A 22,547-nucleotide genomic window follows, 5' to 3' on the forward strand; every position below is an offset into this window, starting at 1 on the left:
GGAGAGACCGAAAGTGAACGAACGCAGACTGGGACCGTCGCTGGTCGTCTCGGCCATCGGCCTCGGCTGCATGGGCATGTCCGATTTCTATGCCGGGCGCGACGAGGCGGAATCCATCGCCACCATCCGCCACGCGGTCGAACGCGGCGTCACCCTGTTCGACACCGCCGACATCTACGGCATGGGCGCCAATGAAACCTTGGTCGGCCGCGCCCTCGCCCCGTTCCGCGATCATGTCGTCATCGCGACCAAATTCGGCAATGTCCGCGACACGGACGGCAGTTTCCGCGGCGTCTGCGGCCGGCCCGAGTATGTCCGCAAAAGCTGCGAGGCCAGCCTCAAGCGCCTCGGGATCGAAACGATCGATCTCTATTACCAGCACCGGGTCGATCCCGCAGTGCCGATCGAAGACACGGTCGGTGCCATGGCCACTTTGGTCGCGGAGGGCAAAATCCGCCATCTCGGCCTCTCCGAAGCCGCGCCCAACACCATCCGCCGCGCCCACGCCACCCACCGGATTGCCGCCCTGCAAAGCGAATATTCGCTCTGGACCAGAGACATGGAACACGATGTCCTGCCCACCTTGCGCGAACTCGGCATCGGCTTCGTGCCGTATTCGCCGCTCGGTCGCGGCTTCCTGACCGGCGCGTTCAAATCCCCCGAGGACATCCCCGAAGGCGATTCCCGCCGCGCCCAGCCGCGCTTCACCGGCGAGAATTTCGCGCGCAACCTCACCCTCGTCACCATCCTTGAGGAAATGGCCCAGCGCCTCAAATGCACAACCGGCCAGCTCGCCCTCGCCTTCGTCCTCGCCCAGGGCAGCGACGTGGTGCCGATCCCCGGCACCGGCAAACGCCCCCATCTCGATGAAAACCTCGCCGCGCTCGATGTGCCGCTCTCCGCCGCCGATCTTGCGAAACTCGACCGCGCGATGCCTCCCGGCTCGGCCTCCGGCACCCGCTACGCCGCCGGCCAGATGAGCGCCCTCAACCGGTAATCCCCCCGCACAACTCAGCCTGCCACAACTTAGCCCGGGGCATCCTCCAGCAAGGCGGTCAACGGCGCAAAAATCTGTGCCGCGGCATAATGGCGCGTGACATACCCGAGCGCATCGGCATCCTCGGGCCGCTGCGCCAGCGCCGCCAGCACGGTCGCCCCGAAACTCGACGGGGATTCGGCAACGAATACCGGTGCCCGCCGGTCATCCGCCAGGCCGGACCGGGCTTCCCCGGTCGCCACCGTCCACAACCCGTGGCGCGCATAATCGAGCAGCTTGACCTTGAGCCCCGACCCCGCCCGCAACGGCGCGATGGCCAGCGCCGCCCGATGCAGCGCCGGCGCCAGATCCGCCACCCGTCCCAACCGCCGCACCCCGCTCGGCAACCGCCCGATCGCCGCCCCGCAATCCCCGGCCAGATCCAGCCGGATCGACGGACGGCCCGAACGCAACCCCGGCCAGATGGCCTCGAAAAACCAGCGCAACCCGTCGAGATTGGGCAGATTGTCACTGCCGACGAACACCAGCCGATCCGGATTGCGCATCACCCCCGCCGGGCGCGGCGCGGGCGCTGCCGGCATCGGCACGCTGATCACCTGCACCCCCGGGCACATCTCCCGCAGCAACCCCGCCTCATCCGGCTGGATCGCCACCAGCGCCCCGGCCCGCCCCAGCGCCGCCGCCTCCTGCGCCCGGCTCAACTCCGCCGGCTCGACCCGATACCCCGCAAGCTTCAGCGCCGCGTGCCGGCGATGAAACACATCATGCGTGATCACCACCGACCGGGCGCGATCCTCGCCCCCAAGTTCCGGCCGTTCGAGCAAGGCCGCGCGAAACACCGTATCGATCAGGATCGCATCGGGCCGGTCCGCCGCGATCCGCCGCGCGATCCACCCCGCCTCATCGTTGGTGATATAGCTGCCCAGCACCACATCGTTGTGCCGATGCCGCGCCCCGCGCATCATCCCGCCCGGCAGCACCGCCCGCGCGATCGATGCCACCGCCGCCCGTGGCTCGGTCGCCGCGACATACCGCCCCGCCCGCACCAATCGCGGCCCGGCCAGACTGGCGAACGGCGCGGCCTGGTCGATCCGCATCACCGGCCCCGGCAGGCGAGGCCGGGTCAGATACAGATCGACCCGATGCCCGCGCGCGCTCAAATGGCTGATCAGCGCATGATTATAGGCCAGATGCCCGGCAGAACCGGGCCGTGGCAGTTCGTCGGTGACGAAGCTGAAGCGTTTAGGTCGCAGCGGTCTTCGCGATGCCGTTCTGCTCGAACAGCGTCTGCAATTCGCCCGACTGGAACATCTCGGTCACGATGTCGCAGCCGCCGACGAACTCACCCTTCACGTAAAGCTGCGGAATCGTCGGCCAATTCGAAAATGCCTTGATCCCGTCGCGCAATTCCGGATCTTCCAGCACATTCACGGTCTTGAACGGAACCCCGCTATGGGTCAGAATCTGCACCACCCGTGCGGAAAACCCGCACTGCGGAAACATCGCGGTGCCCTTCATGAACAGCATCACCGGATTTTCGGTGATCGCAGCCTTGATGGCGGCAGCGGCGGTATCTGTGGTCTGGCTCATGAAACTCTCCTAAACGAAAGGGCAGCTTAGTCGGGTGCCGAAGTCTGGAGCGCGAGCGCATGCAGCGCGCCCCCCATCCTGCCCTGCAATGCGGCATACACCATCTGATGCTGGCGCACCCGCGAAATCCCGCGAAATTGTTCGCTGGTCACCGTCGCGGCATAATGGTCGCCATCCCCCGCCAGATCCTCCACCGTGATCTGCGCATCCGGCAGGGCGGATTTGATCAGAAGTTCAATCTCGGCGACCGACATGGCCATGGGGCAATCCTCGGAACGATCAGGCGAACCAGCGCGCGAAGAAATGTTCATGCGCCGTTCGCATTTCTGCGACAGATATGGCGTTGCCATCCGGCAGTGTCAATCGATCCCCGCCGCTGGTCCCGAGCGCCGCCGCCACCACACTGACCTCCCGCGCCGCCGCGATCACCGCGGCCCCATCCGCCACCGCCAGCACATACCGCGCCTGATCCTCGCCGAACCAGAACCCATGCGCCGCCCCCTCCGGCATCAGCGTCACCGCCGCGCCGACATCGCCCGCCAGCGCCATCTCCGCCACCGCCACCAGCAACCCGCCATCCGAAACGTCATGGCACGCGGCCACAAGCCCGGCCCCGATCAAGCCCCGCACGAACTCGCCATTCCGCCGCTCCACCGCGAAATCGATCGTCGGCGGCGCGCCATCCTCCCGCCCCAGCACCTCGCGCAACCAGAGCGACTGCCCCAATTCCCCGCGCGTCGTACCCACCACGACCAGATCCAGCCCCGGCCTCAGCGCAATCCCCACCGCCGTCGCCGCATCCTCGATCACCCCCAACCCGCCGATCGCCGGCGTCGGCAATATCCCCGACCCCTCGGTTTCATTGTAAAGCGACACATTCCCCGAAACCACGGGGAAATCGAGCGCGGCACACGCCGCCCCCATCCCCCGGATCGCCGCGACGATCTGCCCCATGATCACGGGCTTCTCCGGATTGCCGAAATTCAGATTATCCGTCACCGCCAGCGGCAAGCCGCCCGTCGCGGTGATATTCCGCCACGCCTCCACCACCGCCTGCGCGCCCCCCGCCTCGGGGTCCGCCGCACAATAACGCGGCGTGCAATCGGTCGTCAGCGCCAGCGCTCGCCGGCTCCCCGGGATCTTCACCACCGCCGCATCCGCCTGCCCGGGCCGCTTCACCGTCTGCCCGCCAACCGTCCCGTCATACTGATCCCAAATCCACTTGCGCGACGCGACATCCGCGCACCCGATCAACCGCATCAGCCCCGCCGCAATCCCGACCGGATCATCCACATCCCCCAGCGCCCCGGGCTTCGCCGCCTCGACATAAGGCCGCTCATAGAGCGGCGCCTGCTCCGCCAGCGGATCGAGCGCGATATCCGCCTCCACCACACCCTTATGCGTCACCACGATCCGCCCGGTATCGGTAATCCGCCCGATCACCGCGAAATCCAGCTCCCACTTCTCGAAAATCGCCCGCGCCATCTCCTCCCGCGCCGGATCGATCACGATCAGCATCCGCTCTTGGCTCTCCGACAGCATCATCTCATACGCCGTCATCCCCGCCTCGCGCTGCGGCACCGCATCGAGATCAAGCTCGATCCCCACCCCGCCCTTGCCCGCCATCTCCACCGAGGACGAGGTCAGCCCCGCCGCCCCCATATCCTGAATCGCAACGATCGCATCCGTCGCCATCAACTCCAGACACGCCTCGATCAGCAACTTTTCAATGAACGGATCGCCCACCTGCACGGTCGGCCGCTTCTCCTCGGAATCCGCGGCAAACTCGGTCGAAGCCATGGTCGCGCCATGAATCCCGTCCCGCCCGGTCTTCGACCCCACATACACCACCGGATTGCCAATCCCCGCCGCCGCCGAGAGAAAAATCCGGTCCTGTGCCGCAATCCCCACCGTCATCGCATTGACCAGCGGATTGCCATTGTACGAGCGATGAAAATTGGTCTCACCACCCACGGTCGGCACGCCCACGCAATTGCCATACCCGCCAATCCCGCGCACCACGCCATCAACCACCCGCTTGGTCACCGCGAGCGACGGATCACCAAACCGCAACGCGTTCAAATTCGCGATCGGCCGCGCCCCCATGGTGAACACATCGCGCAAAATCCCGCCCACCCCGGTCGCAGCACCCTGAAACGGCTCAATGAAACTCGGATGGTTATGGCTCTCCATCTTGAAAATCGCCGCCAACCCCTCGCCGATATCCACCACACCGGCATTCTCGCCCGGCCCGTGGATCACCCAGGGCGCGCTCGTCGGCAGCGTCTTCAGCCACACCCGCGATGATTTATACGAGCAATGCTCGGACCACATCACCGAAAATATCCCCAGCTCCGTCAGGTTCGGCGTGCGCCCCATAATGGCCAGCACCCGCTCATACTCCTCACCGGACAGCCCGAAACTCCGCGCCAGCGCCGCATCGATCACCTGATCCATCACGCCACTCCAATCGCCGTCAGACTGTCGAACAATGGCTTGCCATCCACCCCACCCATCAACGGATCGACCAGATTTTCCGGATGCGGCATCAACCCCAGCACCCGCAAATTCGGCGACAACACCCCGGCAATATTGCGCGCCGACCCGTTCAAATTCGCCGCCGCCGTCACCGCACCCCGCTCATCGACATACCGGAACGCCACCAACCCCTCGCCCTCCAGCCGATCCAGCGTCGCCTGATCCGCGAAATAATTGCCATCGCCATGCGCCATCGGCGCCCGAAACACCTGCCCGCGCGCATACGCCCCGGAAAACACCGTATCCGCCCGCTCCACCCGCAACCGGCACTCCATCGATAAAAACCGCAGCCCCGCATTGCGCAGCAACGCCCCCGGCAACATCCCCGCCTCGGTCAAAATCTGAAACCCGTTGCAAACCCCCAGCACATACCCGCCCCGCGCCGCATGATCCGCCACCGCCCGCATCACCGGCGACTGCGCCGCCATCGCCCCGCACCGCAGATAATCCCCATAGGAAAACCCGCCCGGGATCACCACCAGATCAACCCCGGCCAAATCCGTCTCCCGATGCCAGATCATCCGGGGCCGCCGCCCCAAACTCCCCTCCAGCGCAATCGCAATATCGCGCTCACGATTGATCCCGGGAAAAACAACAACGCCTGCATGCATGGGTTCACATCTCCGTCCCGCGCGTCTTGCCCTGCCCGTGCGCGTTGGGCAAGCGAAGGGAAGCAAGGCGTTCTTTTTTGCAAAAAAGAACCAAAAAACTCTTTTGAATCCGGGGTGGTGCCGTGGAGCCGTCTTGGACCAGCATGAAAAAATGTGTATGATGCGCATCATGAAGAGCGCCGACCTCGTCCGCGAATTGAAAAGCGCCGGCTGGGAACTCGATCGCGTTCGCGGCTCCCACCATGTGTTCAAGCACCCGACGCGTCCCGGTCACGTCGTGGTGCCACACCCGAAAAAAGACCTCGGCACCGGCCTCGTTGCCGCCATCCGCAAACAGGCGGGCCTATAGGAGATCATCATGCGCTACCCCATCGCCATCGAACCCGGCACCGATCAAACCGCCTTCGGCATTGTCGTCCCCGATCTCCCCGGTTGCTTCTCCGCCGGCGACACGCTCGACGATGCCCTGTCCGCCGCCGAACAAGCCGCCGCCGCCTGGATCGACGCCACGCTCGATCAGGGTAAACCCATTCCGAAACCCACCAGCCTCGATGCCCTCAGCAGCAACCCCGCCTACGCAGGCTGGAGCTTCGGCGTCATCACAGTCGACCCCGCCCTGCTCGATGATACGACCACCCGCGTCAACATCACCCTCCCCCGGCGCATCCTGAAACGCCTCGACGCCCTGGCCGCAGCAACCGGCGAAACCCGGTCCGGCTTCATCGCTCACATGACCCTGGAAGATCACACGCAGACATTTTACGATCCGCAATGATCATTATCGGATGATGAGGCGGGAGCGCTGACGATGCCTCCGTTCGGCCCGTGCTACCCTGCACTCAATTTCAGGCAATGAGGGCAAACAAGCGACACGCCGCCCGTCAACAGACGCACTGCAGAGCCCGGCGCGCATTGCCGTACAGTCCCCACACCATCAGTGCGATGGCAACACCGTAGAGCAGCGCCTCATGGGTAGCCACAAACCCCTGAACCGGCAGGCCCAGCGCCCCCGCCGCCGGCAGCACCGAAGCGATGGCCGCGACCGCCAGGGGCAGCACCGGGGAACAGCACAGCAGCGTCGGCAGCACCGCAACGATCGCGCCGAGCACCGATCCGCCCGAAGCCGCGCTTCCCCCCTGCCGCAGCCCGTAAATCCCCAGCGCCATGGTCAGCCCCAGCAGCACCGCCATCACCACCGCCAGCACCGCCTCCCCGAACGTCAGGAATTGCAGGGAAACCAGCCCGATCGCACCGCCGGTATCCGTCGCGGGCAGGATCAGCAGATAGAAAACCAACCCGATCAGCACCGTTCCCACCCCCCAGAGCCGCGCCCGCCGGTCAGCGAACGCCATCCGGATCGCAACCGGCATCCTGACGATATTGCTCATCGTCGCCGTCATCATGAGCGTTCAGCCGCGATGAACGCCTCGATCCTGCCGAAAGTCGCCGAAGGGGTCGAGGACACCACCTTGATCTTCCGATCCTTGCCGATCAGGTCATAGACATCGACATAATGATGCGGGTTGTAGAGCGTGTACAACGCCCGGGTGTCGTCACCGAAGATGAAATGCGGATCGTGCATCAGCCCCGGCGCCGCCCGCTCCGCGAATTTGGTAATGCCGATCCCCGGATAGCCGCCATTCCGGTAATCGCGCAGAACGATCACCCTGATGCCGGTCTTGTCGATCATCGCCTGATTCCGCGCCAACACCCGCAGCCCGGCCCGGCAACTGCCGCACCACGTGGCGACCTGCCAAAGCATGATCGGATGCCCCGCATACGAACGCAGCGAAACCGCCCTGCCCCCGCTGATGAACGAGGCAACGGGTGCCGGCTGATTGCCCGGATCAGGCGCATCCTTCGGCCCCATCACGCCCGAGGGCGAAGCCACCGCAAGCCCGGGCAGCGCCATCACACCGGCAAGCAGCGCAAGACGGCGCACATTGTTCAGGGTCGGCATCAGGGACGCGATCATGGCAAAAACTCCTTCGATGAATACACTGATCAACCCGCGCAGCAGGAGAGTTGCGAAACGTCACGGGTGAAGGTCTGGGCGGCAAGCTTGAGCCCCTCGGTCATCACCAGATAAGGGAACAGCATGTTGCCGAGTTCCTCCACGGTCATGCGATATCTGATCGCGATCGCCGCGGTCTGGATCATCTCCCCCGCATTATGCGCGAGTATCTGCGCCCCGATCAGCCGCTGCGACCCCGCCTCCGCCACCAGCTTCACAAAGCCGGTCGTATCGAAATTGGCCAAGGCCCGCGGCACGTTTTCCAGATCGAGACGACGGCTGACCGGCTCGATCCCCGCCGCCCGCGCCTGCGCCTCATCGAGGCCCACCGTCGCCACCGCCGGATCGGTGAACACCACCGCAGGCACAATGCCGAGATCGAGCGCAGCATCCCCGCCAGTCATATTGATCGCGGCACGGGTCCCGGCCGCAGCCGCGACATAAACCAGTTGCGGCATCGTGCTGCAGTCACCGGCGGCATAAATCCGCGCGACCGAACTCCGCATATGATCATCGACCACCACAGCCCCGTCCCGGTCCACCATCACCCCCGCGGCATCGAGGCCGAGCGCCCCGGTATTGGCCCGCCGCCCCGCCGCAATGAGGAGTTGCGCGGCGCACATCGTCATTCCGTCGCGACTCCCGCATTGCAGCGTCACCTCGAACCGGTCGGCCTCATGCCGCACTGCCTGCGCCGTGGTCCCGGTCAACACCGTGATCCCCTCCGCCTCGAACGCCGCCAGCAACCCGGCCCCGAGCTCCGGATCATCCCGCGTCAGCAGGGACGCACGCGCCAGAACCGTCACCTCCGTCCCGAGCCGATGATAAGCCTGGGCCAGTTCCAGCGCCACGAAAGACGACCCGATCACGATCAGGCTGGCCGGCGCCATCGCGGCGAACAACGCCTCGCTCGAAGTCCAGTAGGGCGTACCCTCCAGGCCGGGAATCGGCGGAATCACCGGCGAGGCCCCGGTCGCGATCAAAACCCGGTCCGCCGTCAGCCGCGTCCTCCCCCCGGTCGCATCCTCCACCACAAGCGTCCGCGCATCCTCGAACCATGCCGTGCCGCGCAGCAGCGCAATCCCCAGCATCCCCTCGATGATCCGTTCATATTTCGCCCCGCGCAGCGCATCGACGCGGTCGCGCATCTGGGCAAGCAACGCCCCCCGATCGACCGGCAGATCCAGCCGCCCGATCCCCTCGAACCGATGATGCCCCTGATCGTGCCTGATCTCCGCCGCCCGCAACAAAATCTTCGAGGGCACGCACCCCACATTGACACAGGTGCCGCCGATGCGCGCCGCGTGCTCGATCATCGTCACCCGCGCCCCCGCCTCCACCGCACGGATCGCGGCGGCAAAAGCAGCCCCACCGCTGCCGATGATCGCCACATGCAGCCCCGGGCCGCGCTCATCGGACAATTCGGCGTCGATACGCTCCAGCCCATAGCCACCTTGCGCCACCGCCGCCCGCAGCGCATCCAACCCGCCAGGCCCATCGCCACGAACCTCCACGGTCCGGTCCTGAAACGAAACCGACGCCGCCACCCCCGGCAACCGGTTCAGCGCCTCCTCGACGCGTCGCGCACAATGCACGCACGTCATTCCGGTCACCCGCAGCAATAAATCCGTCATCCGCCCACCCCTCTGAAATCCCGAGCCGCCCATCCGACCATTGCGAAACATCGCCCGTTCAGGCGCCGCGATCGGACTGGCCCTTCCATCGGATCGGAGTATGGATGCTGGAGTCACTTCAGGAGCAAGAGGTATTTCACCGATGTCCCCAAACCCCCGACCGTCCGGATCAACCGTCCCGATCGGCCTCGTTTCCCGGCGCAGCGGATGCAGCATCGATACCATCCGGTTCTACGAAAAAACCGGCATCCTGCCCCAGGCACGCCGCACCGAAGCCGGTCGCCGGGTCTTTGACGAGAGCGACATCGCCCGCATCACCTTCATCCGCCGCGCCCGCGAACTCGGCTTCTCCCTCGATGAAGTGCGCGGCCTCCTCGCCCTCGCCGAAGGCACCGGGGACAGTTGCGACCAGGTCCAATCCCTCGCCCGCCACCACCTCGACGAAATCGCCACCCGAATCGCCGACCTGACCACAATGCAAACCGTCCTCGACGCCTTGGTCGCCCAATGCGCCCAGGGCACCAACCCCACCTGCCCCCTGATCGCCGCCCTCTCGGACGACCGCCGACACCGCGGCGCCTGAATGCAATGGTTGGAAGGAGGGCGCGGTAGGAAAGGGAAGGAAGTTGTTCTTTTTTGCAAAAAAGAACCAAAAAACTCTCTGGAATCTGGGCCCGTGCCCGTGAAAAGGCCCGTGCCCCCGAGGAGCGAAAGTTTTTTGCTACTTTTTTTCAAAAAAGTAGCCTTCTTCCCTTCACTAACCCATATTTAGCAGTGCCTCGAATAAACCGCATAATATCAGCATCTTACACTCTTAAAAAAATCCGAGTGGCACTACAAACATATCCAAAGGGGATCAGACGGTGAGTTTCTGGATCCCTCCTGGCGAGGCATTGAGTGCCAACGCATCATAAATCCGGCGCAAGGCTGGTTCGGCGACTGTGGCCTTGCGGACATGCAGGGTGCGACCGTCGCGCTGCTGGAAGGTTGCGGTGATCCGTTGCTGCACCGAGATGATTTCGCGCAATCGGGTCCATGACAGGGGCTCCCCTGCCGCTTTCAGTTTATGCCGGATTGCCTGGACCAGTTGATAGGCCAGCACGGTGATGAACAGATGCCCTTCGGTGCGGTCCGCTTTGTGATGGAACACCGGTCGGAGGCCGAGTTCCGATTTGAGACCGCGGAACACCGCCTCCAGATCGGTCAACATGGTGTAGGTGTGCCACAAGGTGGCGGCGTCCCAGGTGGTTTCATTGCTGCGCAGACAATAGACCCCGGGATGTGTCAGCATTGAACCCTCGAGTGGAACCTTGACCCAGGTGATCGACGCGGCCTTGGTTCCGGTCTCATCGGGAGTCACGATGATCTCGTAGTGTTGCCCGATGCCGCTGCTCTTCTCTATCAATCGGCCGATGCGTCGCTGGATATCAGCCAGGTTTTTCTGTCCGTGGGGTTTTGCCAGTCCGTCGACGAGCGTGGTGAGACCGGCCTCGAACCGGGTGATGAACCGATCAGTGATTGCGGTCTCCTTGGTCTTGCGCCCCTCGGAATGGCAATAGAGCCGAACCTCCGTGCCATCCTCGCTCAGCACACGTTGCAATTGGACCGTCTCGTTCGACGCGGTCAGCGTGCTGATCGCCTGATCCGGATCGAACTGGCGGGTGCGTTCGCGGCTGACCACCAGGTAACGGTATCCGTGTTTTATGAGCCAAGCGACGTTGGCTGCGGTCGCGATGCCGGCATCCATGATGACCAGCGCCCCCTTGGGAGCGGTGAGGCCGTCGAGCATCTCCTCAAGGGTCGTGGCTTCACCGACATTGCCGGCGAACATCTTTGAGCGGCGCACGAAGCCGCTGCCATCGAGGACCAGGCCGAGGGTAACCAGAGGGCAGTCGGTTCGCTTCTCCTTTGATCGACCGCGAGCAGCCTTGGCGTTACCGCTGGCGGTACCTTCGAAATACGTGTTGGTCAGATCGTAGAGGGTGACGGTAACCGGCAGTCCAAACAAATCCTGGATCCGGCTGAACAGTGCGGTCTCGATCTTGTCACGGTGTCGCACAAGAAGGTCGGAGGTCCGATACAGACGGATCAACGGCATGGCTTCGAAGTCCACGTCCAGCAGTTCGCCGAGGGCACTGCGCTCGCGCAGCCAGCGCCAGGTTGCGAGTTCGCTGCCCGGCGCTGCCATGCGACCTATGAGGCTGCCGACCACCGCGGCTCGCTGGACACCATTGAAATCGAGATCGCGGAGAATCTGATCGATTCCCAACCAGTTCATCGCTGCAAGGCCGACCGCTTCGACCCCGACCGACCGGGGCCGGATGAGTTGCAGCGAGGCGATGTCGACCTCGGCGTAAACTGCAGATGGCGCGGCAGGTGATGGGAATAAGGATGCCTGAACGGCGGTCGACGGGGTCGGTGGAGCTTGGTGTCCAGCATCCGATCGGGCTGCCCCTGGCTGGGCCGCAATAAGACGGGCGGCATATCGTTGAGCCAAGGTCTCGATGATCTCGGGTTCTGCGAGCATACCGACCTGTCCGGCAAGCAAGGCGTCTATCCTGGCGCACAGGGCCTGCCAGTCGCTCTGTGGCAGGTCGAACTGGCGGCCAAGGTTGAGCAGGGTGATCTGGCGGACCTGCTTACCGATGCGCTCGGAGGCGACGAGGCGATAGGTGAAGTATGTTTCGTTATCGGACTTATTCCGGGTTTTTGTTTTGCGGATAAACATTGCCGAGACATGAGGCTGGTGCCGTGGGGGGTCAAGGGATCATCAATAATATTATGGCACTACAAATAAAAGCAAAACATAAAGTATACAATATCAATATGTTATGCGCTTTGGTTGCAAATTATGATCGTTTTAGTGCTAAAGATGGGCTAAGCTTTCTCACCCCCCACCCCATGTGATGAATGGCATGCGTGTCCAGCATCACGCCCCCTCACCCTCACGCCGCCGCCGATCCGATCGGCCAGTTCATCCAGATCCTGCGGGATCTTCTGACCGTCATCGCGCGCAAGCGTCCCAGCCCCTTTCTCGCGGTCAGCGTCCTCGACAGTCTCTGCCGGCACCTCGAATATTTCCTCCACCGCCTCACCCGCGCCGCGATCACGCTGGCCAAACCCACGGTCTTCGGCCCGCCCGCACCCCGCACCCGCCCCGCATCGACCAAGCCGCACAAACCCCGCGAGATCATGCACATCCTCGGCTGGATACCCGCCCTCGCCGCCTACTGGCTGTCGGACATCGCCGAAGACATCGGCATCACCAGCACCGAACTCACCACCCTGCTGGCCGGCCAACCTTTCCAATCCCTCGTCGCGCGCCACCCCAAACTCGGCCGCACCATCCGCCCGATCTGCCGCGCCTTCGGCATCAAGCCCCCCGGACTCCTCCGCCTGCCGCAGCGCCCGCGCCCCAAACCCGCGCCCTGGCCGATCCCCCTCGACCCCGCCGACATCCGCATCCCCGACAAACACTACCACGGCGTCCATTTCGGCCCCGGCAACCGCTTCTGGCCACCCCAACGCAAAGCCCCGCGAAAACGACCCTGAACACCAACGCCCCAACACGTCCTTTTTGTTACGATATAATAATAAAATTACAGAATTTTCCGTCGCTCCCCCCCGGTCTGGCAACGATTGCATTTCGTTACCCCTGTGCCCAATCCCCGCCATGATCGAACGGCAGTAAACCCTCCGTGACTTCAGCATAAATGGAGACTCGCCATGACCTTCACCAAATCCCGCCTCGCCGCCATGTTCGGCGCGACCCTGCTGGCCGGAGCCGCGATGGGCGGCGTCGCCATGGCCTATCAGGGCCACATGTTCGCGGCACGCAACGCCCTCTACGCGGCGCGGACCCAGCTTATCGCCTCCGCTCACAACAAGGGCGGCCACCGGGTCGCGGCACTCCGGGCCGTCGATGCCGCCATTCGTCAGGTGAATATCGGCATCCGCGTCGGAAGATAACTTGTCGGCGCAGCGTGGGGCGCGTATTTCAGCCACCATGAAACACGCACCCCTCCTGCTCCTGCTCGCCGTGGCGGCCCCTGGCCTCGGTTTCGCAGCCACCACCCCCGCCGCCGATGCGCCGAAACCCCTCGGCGTCTTCAAATCATGGACCGCCGCAACCTACGGCACCGGAGCCGACAAGGCGTGCTACGCCTTCGCCCTGAGCACCCTGCCCAAAGGCAGCAAAGCCACCCCCGCAATGCTCACCGTCACCGAACGCGCCGCGTTCCGCGATGAAATCTCCCTGAGCCAGGGCATCACCTACACCAAGGACGCCAAGGTCGACCTCGCCGTCGGCGGCACCAAGCTGAAATTCTTCACCAAGGACAACATGGCCTACGCGATGAAAGGGGCCGAAACCACCAAAGCCTTTCTCGGCGGCTCCTCCGTCACCGCCACTGCCAGCGCCCCGAATGCCAAGCCGGTGAGCGACAAATTCGGGCTCGATGGCTTCTCGGATGCCTACAAGGCAATCCAGAAAGCCTGCCCGGCCAGCGCTCCCACCCCGAAAAAGAGCTAGATCATGTCCGCCACGCTCGATCTCGACGAGGCCGAGCGCACCCGCATCCTGGCCAAAGCCGCGATCTTCGCGCCCCCGCCCGCGCTGCTGGATGACGGGCGCCGCGACCTGGTCGGAATGTCCCGCGCCGAACTCGCCGAAGCTGTGGCCTCGATCGGCGAAGCCCCGTTCCGCGCCAAGCAGATCTGGCACTGGATCTATCATCAGGGCGTCACCGATTTCGCCGCCATGGCGAATATCGCGAAACCGATGCGCGAAAAACTCGCCGCACATTTCGTGATCGGCCGCCCCGGCATCGCCGCCGATCAGCTCAGCGCCGACCAGACCCGGAAAATGCTGTTCCGGTTTCGCGACAACGAAGCGGTCGAAACCGTCTATATCCCCGATGTCACCGAAGATCGCGGAGCAGTCTGCATCTCCTCGCAGGTCGGCTGCACCCTCTCCTGCCGCTTCTGTCACACCGGCACCCAGCGCCTCACCCGCAATCTGTCCGCCGCCGAAATCGTCGGCCAGTTCATGGCGATGCGCGATGCCTACGGCGAATGGCCGAGCCCGAAAGGCGACACCCCGCGCCTCCTTTCGACCATCGTGCTGATGGGCATGGGCGAGCCGCTCTACAATTATGAAAACGTCGCCGCCGCGATGAAGATCATCATGGATGGGGAAGGCATCGGCCTCTCGCGCCGCCGCATCACCCTCTCGACCTCCGGCGTCGTCCCGATGATGGACCGCTGCGGCGCCGAACTCGGCGTCAACCTCGCAGTCTCGCTCCACGCCGTCCGCGACCAGGTCAGGGACGTCATCGTCCCGCTCAACCGCAAATACAATATCGCGGAACTGATCGCCGCCTGCCGCCGTTATCCCGCCGCCTCCAACGCAAGGCGGATCACCTTCGAATACGTCATGCTCAAAGGCATCAACGATTCCGAAGCCGATGCCCATGAGCTGGTGCGGCTGATCGAAGGCATCCCGGCCAAGGTCAACCTGATCCCCTTCAACCCCTGGCCCGGCTCGACCTATGAAACATCGAGCGGCAACGCCATCCACCGGTTCGCCGCCATCGTGATGAATGCGGGCTACGCGGCCCCGGTGCGCACCCCGCGCGGGCGGGACATCCTGGCCGCCTGCGGTCAGCTGAAATCCACCCTCGCGCCGAGCTGACACCAGTCCGACCCCGCTCATCAACCGGTCCCGTTTTTCGCGTTGCTCACGAGGCAGCAGGTAAAATCGACCGGTCCGGCCAGATCCTCCCCCAGCGGAAAAAATCGGTGCGGCGAGAAATGCTTGGCCTCGAACAGGGACAGAATCGCAAGGTAATGCGGCATCCCGTCCGATTTCAGGGTGGTGCCCAACCGGGTCTGAACCGCGCCGATCCACCCGAGCGATTGCTCCGCCCCGGCGAGAATCTCCCGTTCGCGCAGCGGCGCATCGATGTTGAGAAAAACCCGCCGCGCATCATGCCGGGCGAGCAGCGGCGGCAGCACCTGATCGAGGCTGCGCATCGCCACATCCCGGCGGGTGATGGTCGCCCGCCGCGCCGCAGCCGCGCCCAGATCCATGATGTTGAGAGGCAGCGTCCCGGCCCCGGCACCGATCGCGACCGGGCTCACCTCCCAGCGTCGATCAGCCGCAGCCAAAGCCTCGACGCCGGCGAACAGGCTTGGAACCGGCTCGAACGAGGCGATGTGACCGCCATACCCGCCTGCCCGCGCCATGGTGCCGAACGCGCCAGACCCCGCCCCGATATCGATCACGAGATCGATCGCCAACACCTTGAAAACCGCCGCAAGCGCCCTCGTCATATCGGAACGGTCGGGCAGGACCGGCGGGACGGAGGCCACCCCCAACCCCCCGGCAATCGCCCCGAACGTGGATCGGAGCCGCCGAAGGCGTGGTGCTGCAGGGGGTGACTGGGCTTCGACCTCGATCATCCCGTCAGCATGACCGAAATTGCTTAACGCCCGATCAACAACACACTGCCGGGTTGGAAACCAGGGGTGGCCAAGCCATGTCGAACGGATGATCGACGAAGCCCGCCATGAATAACAAAGTGCGCACCGGCGTGGCGCTCGCATGTCTCATCGCCATGCCCGCCGCCCGCGCGCAATCGGTGCCCTACGATGCCAGCCCCTCGGCCCTGTTGCCGCCTCCACCACCCGTGGTGCGGCCCCCGAAGCCGGTGCCGCCCAAGCTCGAACACATCGAGAAAGTCCACGCCGAAGGCCTGCTCGGCCAGCCGGTCACCAACGCAGGCGGAAAAATCATCGGCCATGTCGTCGATGTGCTGATCGACCAGACCGGCATGCCCAAGGCCGCCGTGGTCGAATTCGCCGGCTTCCTCGGCCTCGGCGACCGGAAAATCGCGATCGCGTGGGACGCCCTGCATTTCGCGGTGGCCAAGGGCCAGATCGTCATCACCGTCACGCTGGATGCCGACAAGCTCAAAGCCCTGCCTGAATACAAACCCGACGACAAATCCGTCCCCGTCGCGGTCGCAAAACCGGCCAAACCCGATACCAAAGCCGCGCCTTGAGGTCGTCCCCCGGCTCGAAGCGCAGCCTGCAGGGGCTGGACTGGCTGAATTTCTGCGTCGCCGACGTCCAGACCGGGTTCGGCCCGTTCATCGCGATCTACCTGACCACCCAGCGCTGGACCGACATCGCGATCGGCAGTGTCCTCTCGCTCGGCACCCTGGTCGCCATGGCCAGCCAGCTCCCCGCCGGTGCCCTGGTCGACTGGATGCCGAGCAAGCGCCTCGCCGCCGCCCTCGCCATCGCCGCCATCACCGCCAGCGCCCTGCTCTTCGTCCTGATGCCGACCCATTTCGGCATCGGCCTTGCCGAGGTGATGCACGGATTCGCAAGCTGCATGCTCAATCCCGCCATCGCCGCCATCACCATCAGCCTGGTCGGCAGCGCGGCTCTGGGCGAACGACTGGGCCGCAACGCCCGCTACAGCTCGCTCGGCAACGGCGTCGCCGCGGCGGTGATGGGCGGGTTCGGCTATTATTTCGCCCCGGGCTCGGTGTTCTGGCTCACCGCCCTGCTCGGCGTCCCCTCGCTGTTCGCCCTCTCGCGGATCGAATCCCGCCGCGTGGTCCGCGCCCAAGCCGATGCCGCGCGGCCCCATCGCAGCACTGCGGCGGAACTGCGCGCCTTGTTCCTCGACCGCCGGCTCCTCGCCTTCATGGCCTGCATCGTGATGTTCCAGATGGCCGACGCCGCGATGCTGCCCTTCGTCGGCAGCGAACTCGCGGCCAAAGCGGGCGGTATCGCCAACCTCGTCATCGCCGCCTGCATCGTGGCGCCCCAGGCGGTGGTCGCGCTGATGTCGCCCTGGGTCGGCCGCGCCGCCCAGCGCTATGGCCGCCGCGCCGTGCTCCTGCTCGGCTTCGGTGCCGAACCGGTGCGCGGGCTGCTGTTCGGCCTGATCTCGGCGCCGATCCCGGTGGTGCTGATCCAGTCGATCAACGGGATCAGCGCCGCGGTCATCGGTGTGCTGCTGCCGCTGATCGCCGCCGACATCGCGCGCGAGCGGGGGCATTTCAACCTGATCATGGGCGCCATCGGCCTCGCCGTCGGCCTCGGCGCGACGGTGAGCACCGCCGCCGCCGGCGCGATCTCAACCCGGATCGGCGACCACGCCGCGTTTTTCGCCCTCGCCGGCGCCGGGTTGATCGGCACCATCCTGGTCTGGTTCCTGATGCCGGAAACCGCGCGCGATCAGGTCACCGTCACCGTCCCCTCCGACCCGCGCTGAAACGAAACCGCGAGCCGCTGGCCCCCGACCGCAAGCCGATCGACCCTCAGCCGCCCCATCGTCGCGGGCAGGCACGGCGCGCCGGAAACCGCCGTGGCGCAAGCCGGGTCGAGCCTCAGGTCGAGGCAGGCATCGAGCAAAGCCGGCAGGGTCGCCGCCGCCCAGGCCTGCGGCGCGCACGCGACCGGATAGGCGGTGGGCGAAACCCCGCGCTGCCGGGGAAAGCCACAGAACAGCTCCGGCAGCCGGTAGCGATCCGCCCACGCCGCGGTCGCCAGCATCGCGTCGAATAATCGCGCAGCCTCGGCGTGCCGCCCGTACCGCGCGAGGCCGAGGCCGATCAGCGCATTGTCGTGCGGCCAGACCGAGCCGTTATGATAGGACATCGGGTTGAACCGGGGCTGCCCCCGCGCGAGGGTGCGAACGCCCCAGCCGGAAAAGAAATCCTCACCCATCAGCCGCGCCGCAACCCGCCCCGCCCGCTCCGGCAGCGCGATCCCGCTGAACAAAGCATGCCCGGCATTGGAGGCCAGAACCCGGCAGGGCCGCTTCGCCCCGTCGAGCGCCAGAACATAGAACCCCAGTTCCTCGTCCCAGAACCGTTGGTCGAACCGCTCGCGCAGCCCGGCCGCATCGCCCGCGAGCCGCGCGGCCTGATCCGGCGCGCCCAGAGCCCGGGCGAGCGCGGCGCCAGCACTTTTCGCGGCATAGACATAGCCCTGCACCTCGCACAGCGCGATCGGCCCCGTCGCCAGCGCGCCGTCGGCGTGGAAAATCGAATCCCGGCTGTCCTTCCAGCCCTGATTGGCGAGGCCGTGGCCGGTCTTGCGGCCATATTCGACGAACCCGTCGCCATCCTCATCCCCCGGCCCGTCGATCCAGCCGAGCGCCGCCTCGATATTGGGCCAGATCTCGCGGATGAACGCAGTGTCATGGGTGCGGGCATGATAGGCCCCGGCCAGCATCACGAAGAGCGGCGTCGCATCGACCGAGCCGTAATACCGGCGGAACGGCACCTCGCCGAGCCGCGCCATTTCGCCATCGCGCGCTTCATGCAGGATCTTGCCGGGCTCGGCATCCGCCGCCGGGTCGAACCCCTGCGCCTGATTGGCCGCGAGATAGGCCAGCACCCCGCGCGCCAGAGCGGGTGCCAGCCACAGCGTCTGCATCGCGGTGATGATCGCATCGCGGCCGAACGCGGTCGAAAACCACGGCACCCCGGCATAGGGGTAGGGCCCGTGCGGGGTCTGCGTGGTCAGCATGATCAGATCGTCCCGCGCGCGCAGCAGCGCCGCGTTCGCAACCGCATTATCCGAAACAATCCGCGCCGATTGCCGCCGCAGGTCGCGCCGCGCCCGCCGCGCGGCCTCGCGGGCGGTGCCGAACCGGGTGATCGCGGGCCGGTCGTCCTCGGCCCCGGATTGCACCGCGATCGCGATGCGGATCGTCTCGCCCGGTTCCAGACGACGGCGATAATGCGCCGCTCCCGGCTCGATCCGGTCGGGTTTCGGCTCGAAATCGAGCCGGGTCCAGCGCCGCACCCCATCGAGGCCGGTGCAGGCCAGGGTGGCTCCGTGCGGCGCGACCCCCGCGGCTTCCATCGTGCCATGACGCTGGCGCGGCGTGCCGCGAATCTCGAACAGATCGGCAAAATCGGCGGCGAAAGCGATATCGAGCGTGATGGTCTGCGTGGTGCGCGCCCAGTTGCCGATGGTCAACAGGTCGTGGCGGGTGTCGCGCCACAGAAAAATTTCCCGCCGGAGCGAGATTTCATTGCCCTCGTCGCCCATGTCGGTGCGTCCTTCGGGGGCAGGGCCGGCCAGATCGCACACCAGCGTCGCATTATCGGTGCTGATCGCGCCGGTCAGCAGCCGTGGCCGCGCACCATCGAGCATCACCGTCATCCGCGACAGATGCCTTGTGTCGTGGTAAAAGACCCCCTCGCTCCTGCCGCTCATGTCGCCGTTGACCGCGAAGATCGCAAAGCAATCGTCCGACTTCAGGGTATGGGGCCGGTCCTCCGCGTTGCTCGCACCGGCGGCCACGGGGAAAGTCTTGTCGTCCATCAGGTCCGGCAGCGAACGATCGTGCATGGCAAACTCCTGTGGCTGTGAGGGACCGGCGCAGCCTAGCCCATCTTTAGCACTAAAACGATCATAATTTGCAACCAAAGCGCATAACATATTGATATTGTATACTTTATGTTTTGCTTTTATTTGTAGTGCCATAATATTATTGATGATCCCTTGACCCCCCACGGCACCAGCCTCATGTCTCGGCAATGTTTATCCGCAAAACAAAAACCCGGAATAAGTCCGATAACGAAACATACTTCACCTATCGCCTCGTCGCCTCCGAGCGCATCGGTAAGCAGGTCCGCCAGATCACCCTGCTCAACCTTGGCCGCCAGTTCGACCTGCCACAGAGCGACTGGCAGGCCCTGTGCGCCAGGATAGACGCCTTGCTTGCCGGACAGGTCGGTATGCTCGCAGAACCCGAGATCATCGAGACCTTGGCTCAACGATATGCCGCCCGTCTTATTGCGGCCCAGCCAGGGGCAGCCCGATCGGATGCTGGACACCAAGCTCCACCGACCCCGTCGACCGCCGTTCAGGCATCCTTATTCCCATCACCTGCCGCGCCATCTGCAGTTTACGCCGAGGTCGACATCGCCTCGCTGCAACTCATCCGGCCCCGGTCGGTCGGGGTCGAAGCGGTCGGCCTTGCAGCGATGAACTGGTTGGGAATCGATCAGATTCTCCGCGATCTCGATTTCAATGGTGTCCAGCGAGCCGCGGTGGTCGGCAGCCTCATAGGTCGCATGGCAGCGCCGGGCAGCGAACTCGCAACCTGGCGCTGGCTGCGCGAGCGCAGTGCCCTCGGCGAACTGCTGGACGTGGACTTCGAAGCCATGCCGTTGATCCGTCTGTATCGGACCTCCGACCTTCTTGTGCGACACCGTGACAAGATCGAGACCGCACTGTTCAGCCGGATCCAGGATTTGTTTGGACTGCCGGTTACCGTCACCCTCTACGATCTGACCAACACGTATTTCGAAGGTACCGCCAGCGGTAACGCCAAGGCTGCTCGCGGTCGATCAAAGGAGAAGCGAACCGACTGCCCTCTGGTTACCCTCGGCCTGGTCCTCGATGGCAGCGGCTTCGTGCGCCGCTCAAAGATGTTCGCCGGCAATGTCGGTGAAGCCACGACCCTTGAGGAGATGCTCGACGGCCTCACCGCTCCCAAGGGGGCGCTGGTCATCATGGATGCCGGCATCGCGACCGCAGCCAACGTCGCTTGGCTCATAAAACACGGATACCGTTACCTGGTGGTCAGCCGCGAACGCACCCGCCAGTTCGATCCGGATCAGGCGATCAGCACGCTGACCGCGTCGAACGAGACGGTCCAATTGCAACGTGTGCTGAGCGAGGATGGCACGGAGGTTCGGCTCTATTGCCATTCCGAGGGGCGCAAGACCAAGGAGACCGCAATCACTGATCGGTTCATCACCCGGTTCGAGGCCGGTCTCACCACGCTCGTCGACGGACTGGCAAAACCCCACGGACAGAAAAACCTGGCTGATATCCAGCGACGCATCGGCCGATTGATAGAGAAGAGCAGCGGCATCGGGCAACACTACGAGATCATCGTGACTCCCGATGAGACCGGAACCAAGGCCGCGTCGATCACCTGGGTCAAGGTTCCACTCGAGGGTTCAATGCTGACACATCCCGGGGTCTATTGTCTGCGCAGCAATGAAACCACCTGGGACGCCGCCACCTTGTGGCACACCTACACCATGTTGACCGATCTGGAGGCGGTGTTCCGCGGTCTCAAATCGGAACTCGGCCTCCGACCGGTGTTCCATCACAAAGCGGACCGCACCGAAGGGCATCTGTTCATCACCGTGCTGGCCTATCAACTGGTCCAGGCAATCCGGCATAAACTGAAAGCGGCAGGGGAGCCCCTGTCATGGACCCGATTGCGCGAAATCATCTCGGTGCAGCAACGGATCACCGCAACCTTCCAGCAGCGCGACGGTCGCACCCTGCATGTCCGCAAGGCCACAGTCGCCGAACCAGCCTTGCGCCGGATTTATGATGCGTTGGCACTCAATGCCTCGCCAAGAGGGATCCAGAAACTCACCGTCTGATCCCCTTTGGATATGTTTGTAGTGCCACTCGGATTTTTTTAAGAGTGTAAGATGCTGATATTATGTGGTTTATTCGAGGCACTGCTAAATATGGGCTAGCACGGCGCATCCCCGGGTTCGACCACCCGCGCCCCGATCCCGCTTTCCGAACGCAGAGCTTGACCGCGCGAGCGGTTTTGGCGATATACCCCCCAGAGCCGCTCCACGGCGATCGTGGCGCGGTTGCATTTTTGTTATCTGTCATCAACCTGGCGTGAGCCGGGCTCTCTGGATCGAGGCTTTCGTCATGACCCGTCGCTGCGAAATCACTGGCAAATCCGTGCTCACCGGCAATAACGTCAGCCACGCGAACAACAAGTCGCGCCGCCGTTTCCTGCCCAACCTGCAGGACAGTTCGGTTCAGTCCGAAGCGCTCGGCCACTCGGTCAAGCTGCGGGTCACCCCGCGCGGTCTTTCGACCATCGAACACAAAGGCGGGCTCGATGCCTTCCTGCTCACCACCCCGAACCGCAAACTGACCGTGGAAGCGCTCACGCTCAAGCGCCGGGTGATCAAGGCCGCCGCGAAGCGCGAGGCCAAATCGGCCTGATCCCGCCTCCGCGCCGCCGTTCCGGCCGAAACGACCCGCCCCATGTGGCGGGTTTGTCGTTTTGTAACGCTCCACTGACATCATGTGATTGCGGTGCGGTGCAAAACTCCGGTAGACTCCGATTCGGCGCC

The 22,547-nt window shown here is 64.6% G+C and carries 23 protein-coding genes; 12 read left to right on the forward strand and 11 right to left on the reverse strand.

Annotated features, from left to right (window positions below):
• Positions 1 to 13 precede the first annotated feature (13 nt).
• Positions 14 to 997: an aldo/keto reductase gene (locus SIL87_RS16540; RefSeq protein ID WP_319615236.1), complete on the forward strand. Its 984-nt coding sequence runs from the start codon at positions 14 to 16 to the stop codon at positions 995 to 997.
• Between the two features lie 29 nt (positions 998 to 1,026).
• Here the strand turns inward: SIL87_RS16540 and SIL87_RS16545 are convergent, their stop codons facing one another.
• From SIL87_RS16545 to purQ, 5 genes are all read right to left on the reverse strand, one after another.
• The gene (locus SIL87_RS16545; RefSeq protein WP_319615237.1) at positions 1,027 to 2,157 is read right to left on the reverse strand and encodes a glycosyltransferase; all 1,131 of its coding nucleotides are present in this window, start codon (positions 2,155 to 2,157) and stop codon (positions 1,027 to 1,029) included.
• Between the two features lie 82 nt (positions 2,158 to 2,239).
• Entirely contained in the window at positions 2,240 to 2,587 is a 348-nt protein-coding gene (gene grxD / locus SIL87_RS16550; protein WP_319615239.1) for a Grx4 family monothiol glutaredoxin, read from the reverse strand.
• Positions 2,588 to 2,613: 26 nt separating this feature from the next.
• On the reverse strand, positions 2,614 to 2,847 hold the full coding sequence (locus tag SIL87_RS16555) for a BolA family protein (protein ID WP_319615240.1): 234 nt from the start codon (positions 2,845 to 2,847) through the stop codon (positions 2,614 to 2,616).
• Positions 2,848 to 2,866: 19 nt separating this feature from the next.
• On the reverse strand, positions 2,867 to 5,044 hold the full coding sequence (gene purL, locus SIL87_RS16560; RefSeq protein ID WP_319615241.1) for a phosphoribosylformylglycinamidine synthase subunit PurL: 2,178 nt from the start codon (positions 5,042 to 5,044) through the stop codon (positions 2,867 to 2,869).
• Positions 5,044 to 5,736 (reverse strand): phosphoribosylformylglycinamidine synthase subunit PurQ, encoded by a 693-nt coding sequence (purQ, locus tag SIL87_RS16565; protein WP_319615242.1) that lies wholly within the window; start codon positions 5,734 to 5,736, stop codon positions 5,044 to 5,046. The genes purL and purQ overlap by 1 nt, the downstream gene beginning before the upstream one ends.
• Before the next feature lie 169 nt (positions 5,737 to 5,905).
• Between purQ and SIL87_RS16570 the strand changes: the two genes are divergently transcribed.
• Both SIL87_RS16570 and SIL87_RS16575 read left to right on the forward strand, forming a co-directional pair.
• Complete coding sequence (locus SIL87_RS16570) at positions 5,906 to 6,085, forward strand: type II toxin-antitoxin system HicA family toxin (protein WP_319616003.1); 180 nt, start codon at positions 5,906 to 5,908, stop codon at positions 6,083 to 6,085.
• 9 nt (positions 6,086 to 6,094) lie between these two features.
• Positions 6,095 to 6,511 (forward strand): type II toxin-antitoxin system HicB family antitoxin, encoded by a 417-nt coding sequence (locus tag SIL87_RS16575; protein ID WP_319615244.1) that lies wholly within the window; start codon positions 6,095 to 6,097, stop codon positions 6,509 to 6,511.
• A 106-nt stretch (positions 6,512 to 6,617) separates the two neighbouring features.
• On the opposite strand, the gene SIL87_RS16580 is transcribed toward SIL87_RS16575, so the two are convergent.
• The 3 genes from SIL87_RS16580 to merA are packed head-to-tail and all read right to left on the reverse strand — an operon-like array spanning position 6,618 to position 9,384.
• Positions 6,618 to 7,124 (reverse strand): hypothetical protein, encoded by a 507-nt coding sequence (locus SIL87_RS16580; RefSeq protein WP_319615245.1) that lies wholly within the window; start codon positions 7,122 to 7,124, stop codon positions 6,618 to 6,620.
• A gap of 11 nt (positions 7,125 to 7,135) precedes the next feature.
• Positions 7,136 to 7,711, reverse strand: coding sequence for a TlpA family protein disulfide reductase (locus tag SIL87_RS16585; protein WP_319615246.1), 576 nt, complete (start codon positions 7,709 to 7,711; stop codon positions 7,136 to 7,138).
• Between the two features lie 29 nt (positions 7,712 to 7,740).
• Positions 7,741 to 9,384 (reverse strand): mercury(II) reductase, encoded by a 1,644-nt coding sequence (gene merA / locus SIL87_RS16590; RefSeq protein WP_319615248.1) that lies wholly within the window; start codon positions 9,382 to 9,384, stop codon positions 7,741 to 7,743.
• A 142-nt stretch (positions 9,385 to 9,526) separates the two neighbouring features.
• Here merA and SIL87_RS16595 point away from each other — a divergent pair, with 142 nt between their 5' ends.
• Positions 9,527 to 9,967, forward strand: a complete 441-nt coding sequence (locus SIL87_RS16595; protein ID WP_319615249.1) for a MerR family transcriptional regulator — start codon at positions 9,527 to 9,529, stop codon at positions 9,965 to 9,967.
• Between the two features lie 273 nt (positions 9,968 to 10,240).
• On the opposite strand, the gene SIL87_RS16600 is transcribed toward SIL87_RS16595, so the two are convergent.
• Positions 10,241 to 12,112 carry an IS1634 family transposase gene (locus SIL87_RS16600; protein ID WP_319612791.1) on the reverse strand — a complete coding sequence of 624 codons (1,872 nt, stop codon included), beginning with the start codon at positions 12,110 to 12,112 and terminating at the stop codon, positions 10,241 to 10,243.
• 191 nt (positions 12,113 to 12,303) lie between these two features.
• On the opposite strand from SIL87_RS16600, the gene SIL87_RS16605 reads away from it, so the two are divergent.
• The 4 genes from SIL87_RS16605 (at position 12,304) to rlmN (ending at position 15,076) form a co-directional block, all read left to right on the forward strand.
• The gene (locus SIL87_RS16605; protein WP_319615251.1) at positions 12,304 to 12,936 is read left to right on the forward strand and encodes a hypothetical protein; all 633 of its coding nucleotides are present in this window, start codon (positions 12,304 to 12,306) and stop codon (positions 12,934 to 12,936) included.
• 174 nt (positions 12,937 to 13,110) lie between these two features.
• Positions 13,111 to 13,353 (forward strand): hypothetical protein, encoded by a 243-nt coding sequence (locus SIL87_RS16610; protein ID WP_319615252.1) that lies wholly within the window; start codon positions 13,111 to 13,113, stop codon positions 13,351 to 13,353.
• Positions 13,354 to 13,390: 37 nt separating this feature from the next.
• A complete protein-coding gene (locus tag SIL87_RS16615; RefSeq protein ID WP_319615253.1) occupies positions 13,391 to 13,915 on the forward strand; it encodes an invasion associated locus B family protein in 525 nt (174 codons plus the stop codon).
• A 3-nt stretch (positions 13,916 to 13,918) separates the two neighbouring features.
• Positions 13,919 to 15,076 carry a 23S rRNA (adenine(2503)-C(2))-methyltransferase RlmN gene (gene rlmN / locus SIL87_RS16620; protein ID WP_319615254.1) on the forward strand — a complete coding sequence of 386 codons (1,158 nt, stop codon included), beginning with the start codon at positions 13,919 to 13,921 and terminating at the stop codon, positions 15,074 to 15,076.
• Between the two features lie 20 nt (positions 15,077 to 15,096).
• Here rlmN and SIL87_RS16625 read toward each other — a convergent pair whose 3' ends face one another.
• Complete coding sequence (locus SIL87_RS16625; protein ID WP_319615255.1) at positions 15,097 to 15,846, reverse strand: FkbM family methyltransferase; 750 nt, start codon at positions 15,844 to 15,846, stop codon at positions 15,097 to 15,099.
• Positions 15,847 to 15,953: 107 nt separating this feature from the next.
• Here SIL87_RS16625 and SIL87_RS16630 point away from each other — a divergent pair, with 107 nt between their 5' ends.
• The gene (locus tag SIL87_RS16630; protein ID WP_319615256.1) at positions 15,954 to 16,448 is read left to right on the forward strand and encodes a PRC-barrel domain-containing protein; all 495 of its coding nucleotides are present in this window, start codon (positions 15,954 to 15,956) and stop codon (positions 16,446 to 16,448) included.
• Entirely contained in the window at positions 16,445 to 17,674 is a 1,230-nt protein-coding gene (locus SIL87_RS16635) for an MFS transporter (RefSeq protein ID WP_319615257.1), read from the forward strand. Before SIL87_RS16630 ends, SIL87_RS16635 begins: the two co-directional genes overlap by 4 nt.
• On the opposite strand, the gene SIL87_RS16640 is transcribed toward SIL87_RS16635, so the two are convergent.
• The gene (locus SIL87_RS16640; protein ID WP_319615258.1) at positions 17,638 to 19,767 is read right to left on the reverse strand and encodes an amylo-alpha-1,6-glucosidase; all 2,130 of its coding nucleotides are present in this window, start codon (positions 19,765 to 19,767) and stop codon (positions 17,638 to 17,640) included. The two genes, SIL87_RS16635 and SIL87_RS16640, sit on opposite strands and share 37 nt — an antisense overlap.
• Positions 19,768 to 19,955: 188 nt before the next feature.
• Between SIL87_RS16640 and SIL87_RS16645 the strand changes: the two genes are divergently transcribed.
• Both SIL87_RS16645 and rpmB read left to right on the forward strand, forming a co-directional pair.
• Positions 19,956 to 21,827, forward strand: a complete 1,872-nt coding sequence (locus SIL87_RS16645) for an IS1634 family transposase (RefSeq protein WP_319612784.1) — start codon at positions 19,956 to 19,958, stop codon at positions 21,825 to 21,827.
• Between the two features lie 286 nt (positions 21,828 to 22,113).
• Complete coding sequence (rpmB, locus tag SIL87_RS16650) at positions 22,114 to 22,416, forward strand: 50S ribosomal protein L28 (RefSeq protein WP_319616004.1); 303 nt, start codon at positions 22,114 to 22,116, stop codon at positions 22,414 to 22,416.
• Positions 22,417 to 22,547 lie beyond the last annotated feature (131 nt).

It is taken from the genome of Acidiphilium acidophilum (genome assembly GCF_033842475.1).
In the GTDB taxonomy this organism is placed as follows: Bacteria; Pseudomonadota; Alphaproteobacteria; order Acetobacterales; family Acetobacteraceae; genus Acidiphilium; species Acidiphilium acidophilum.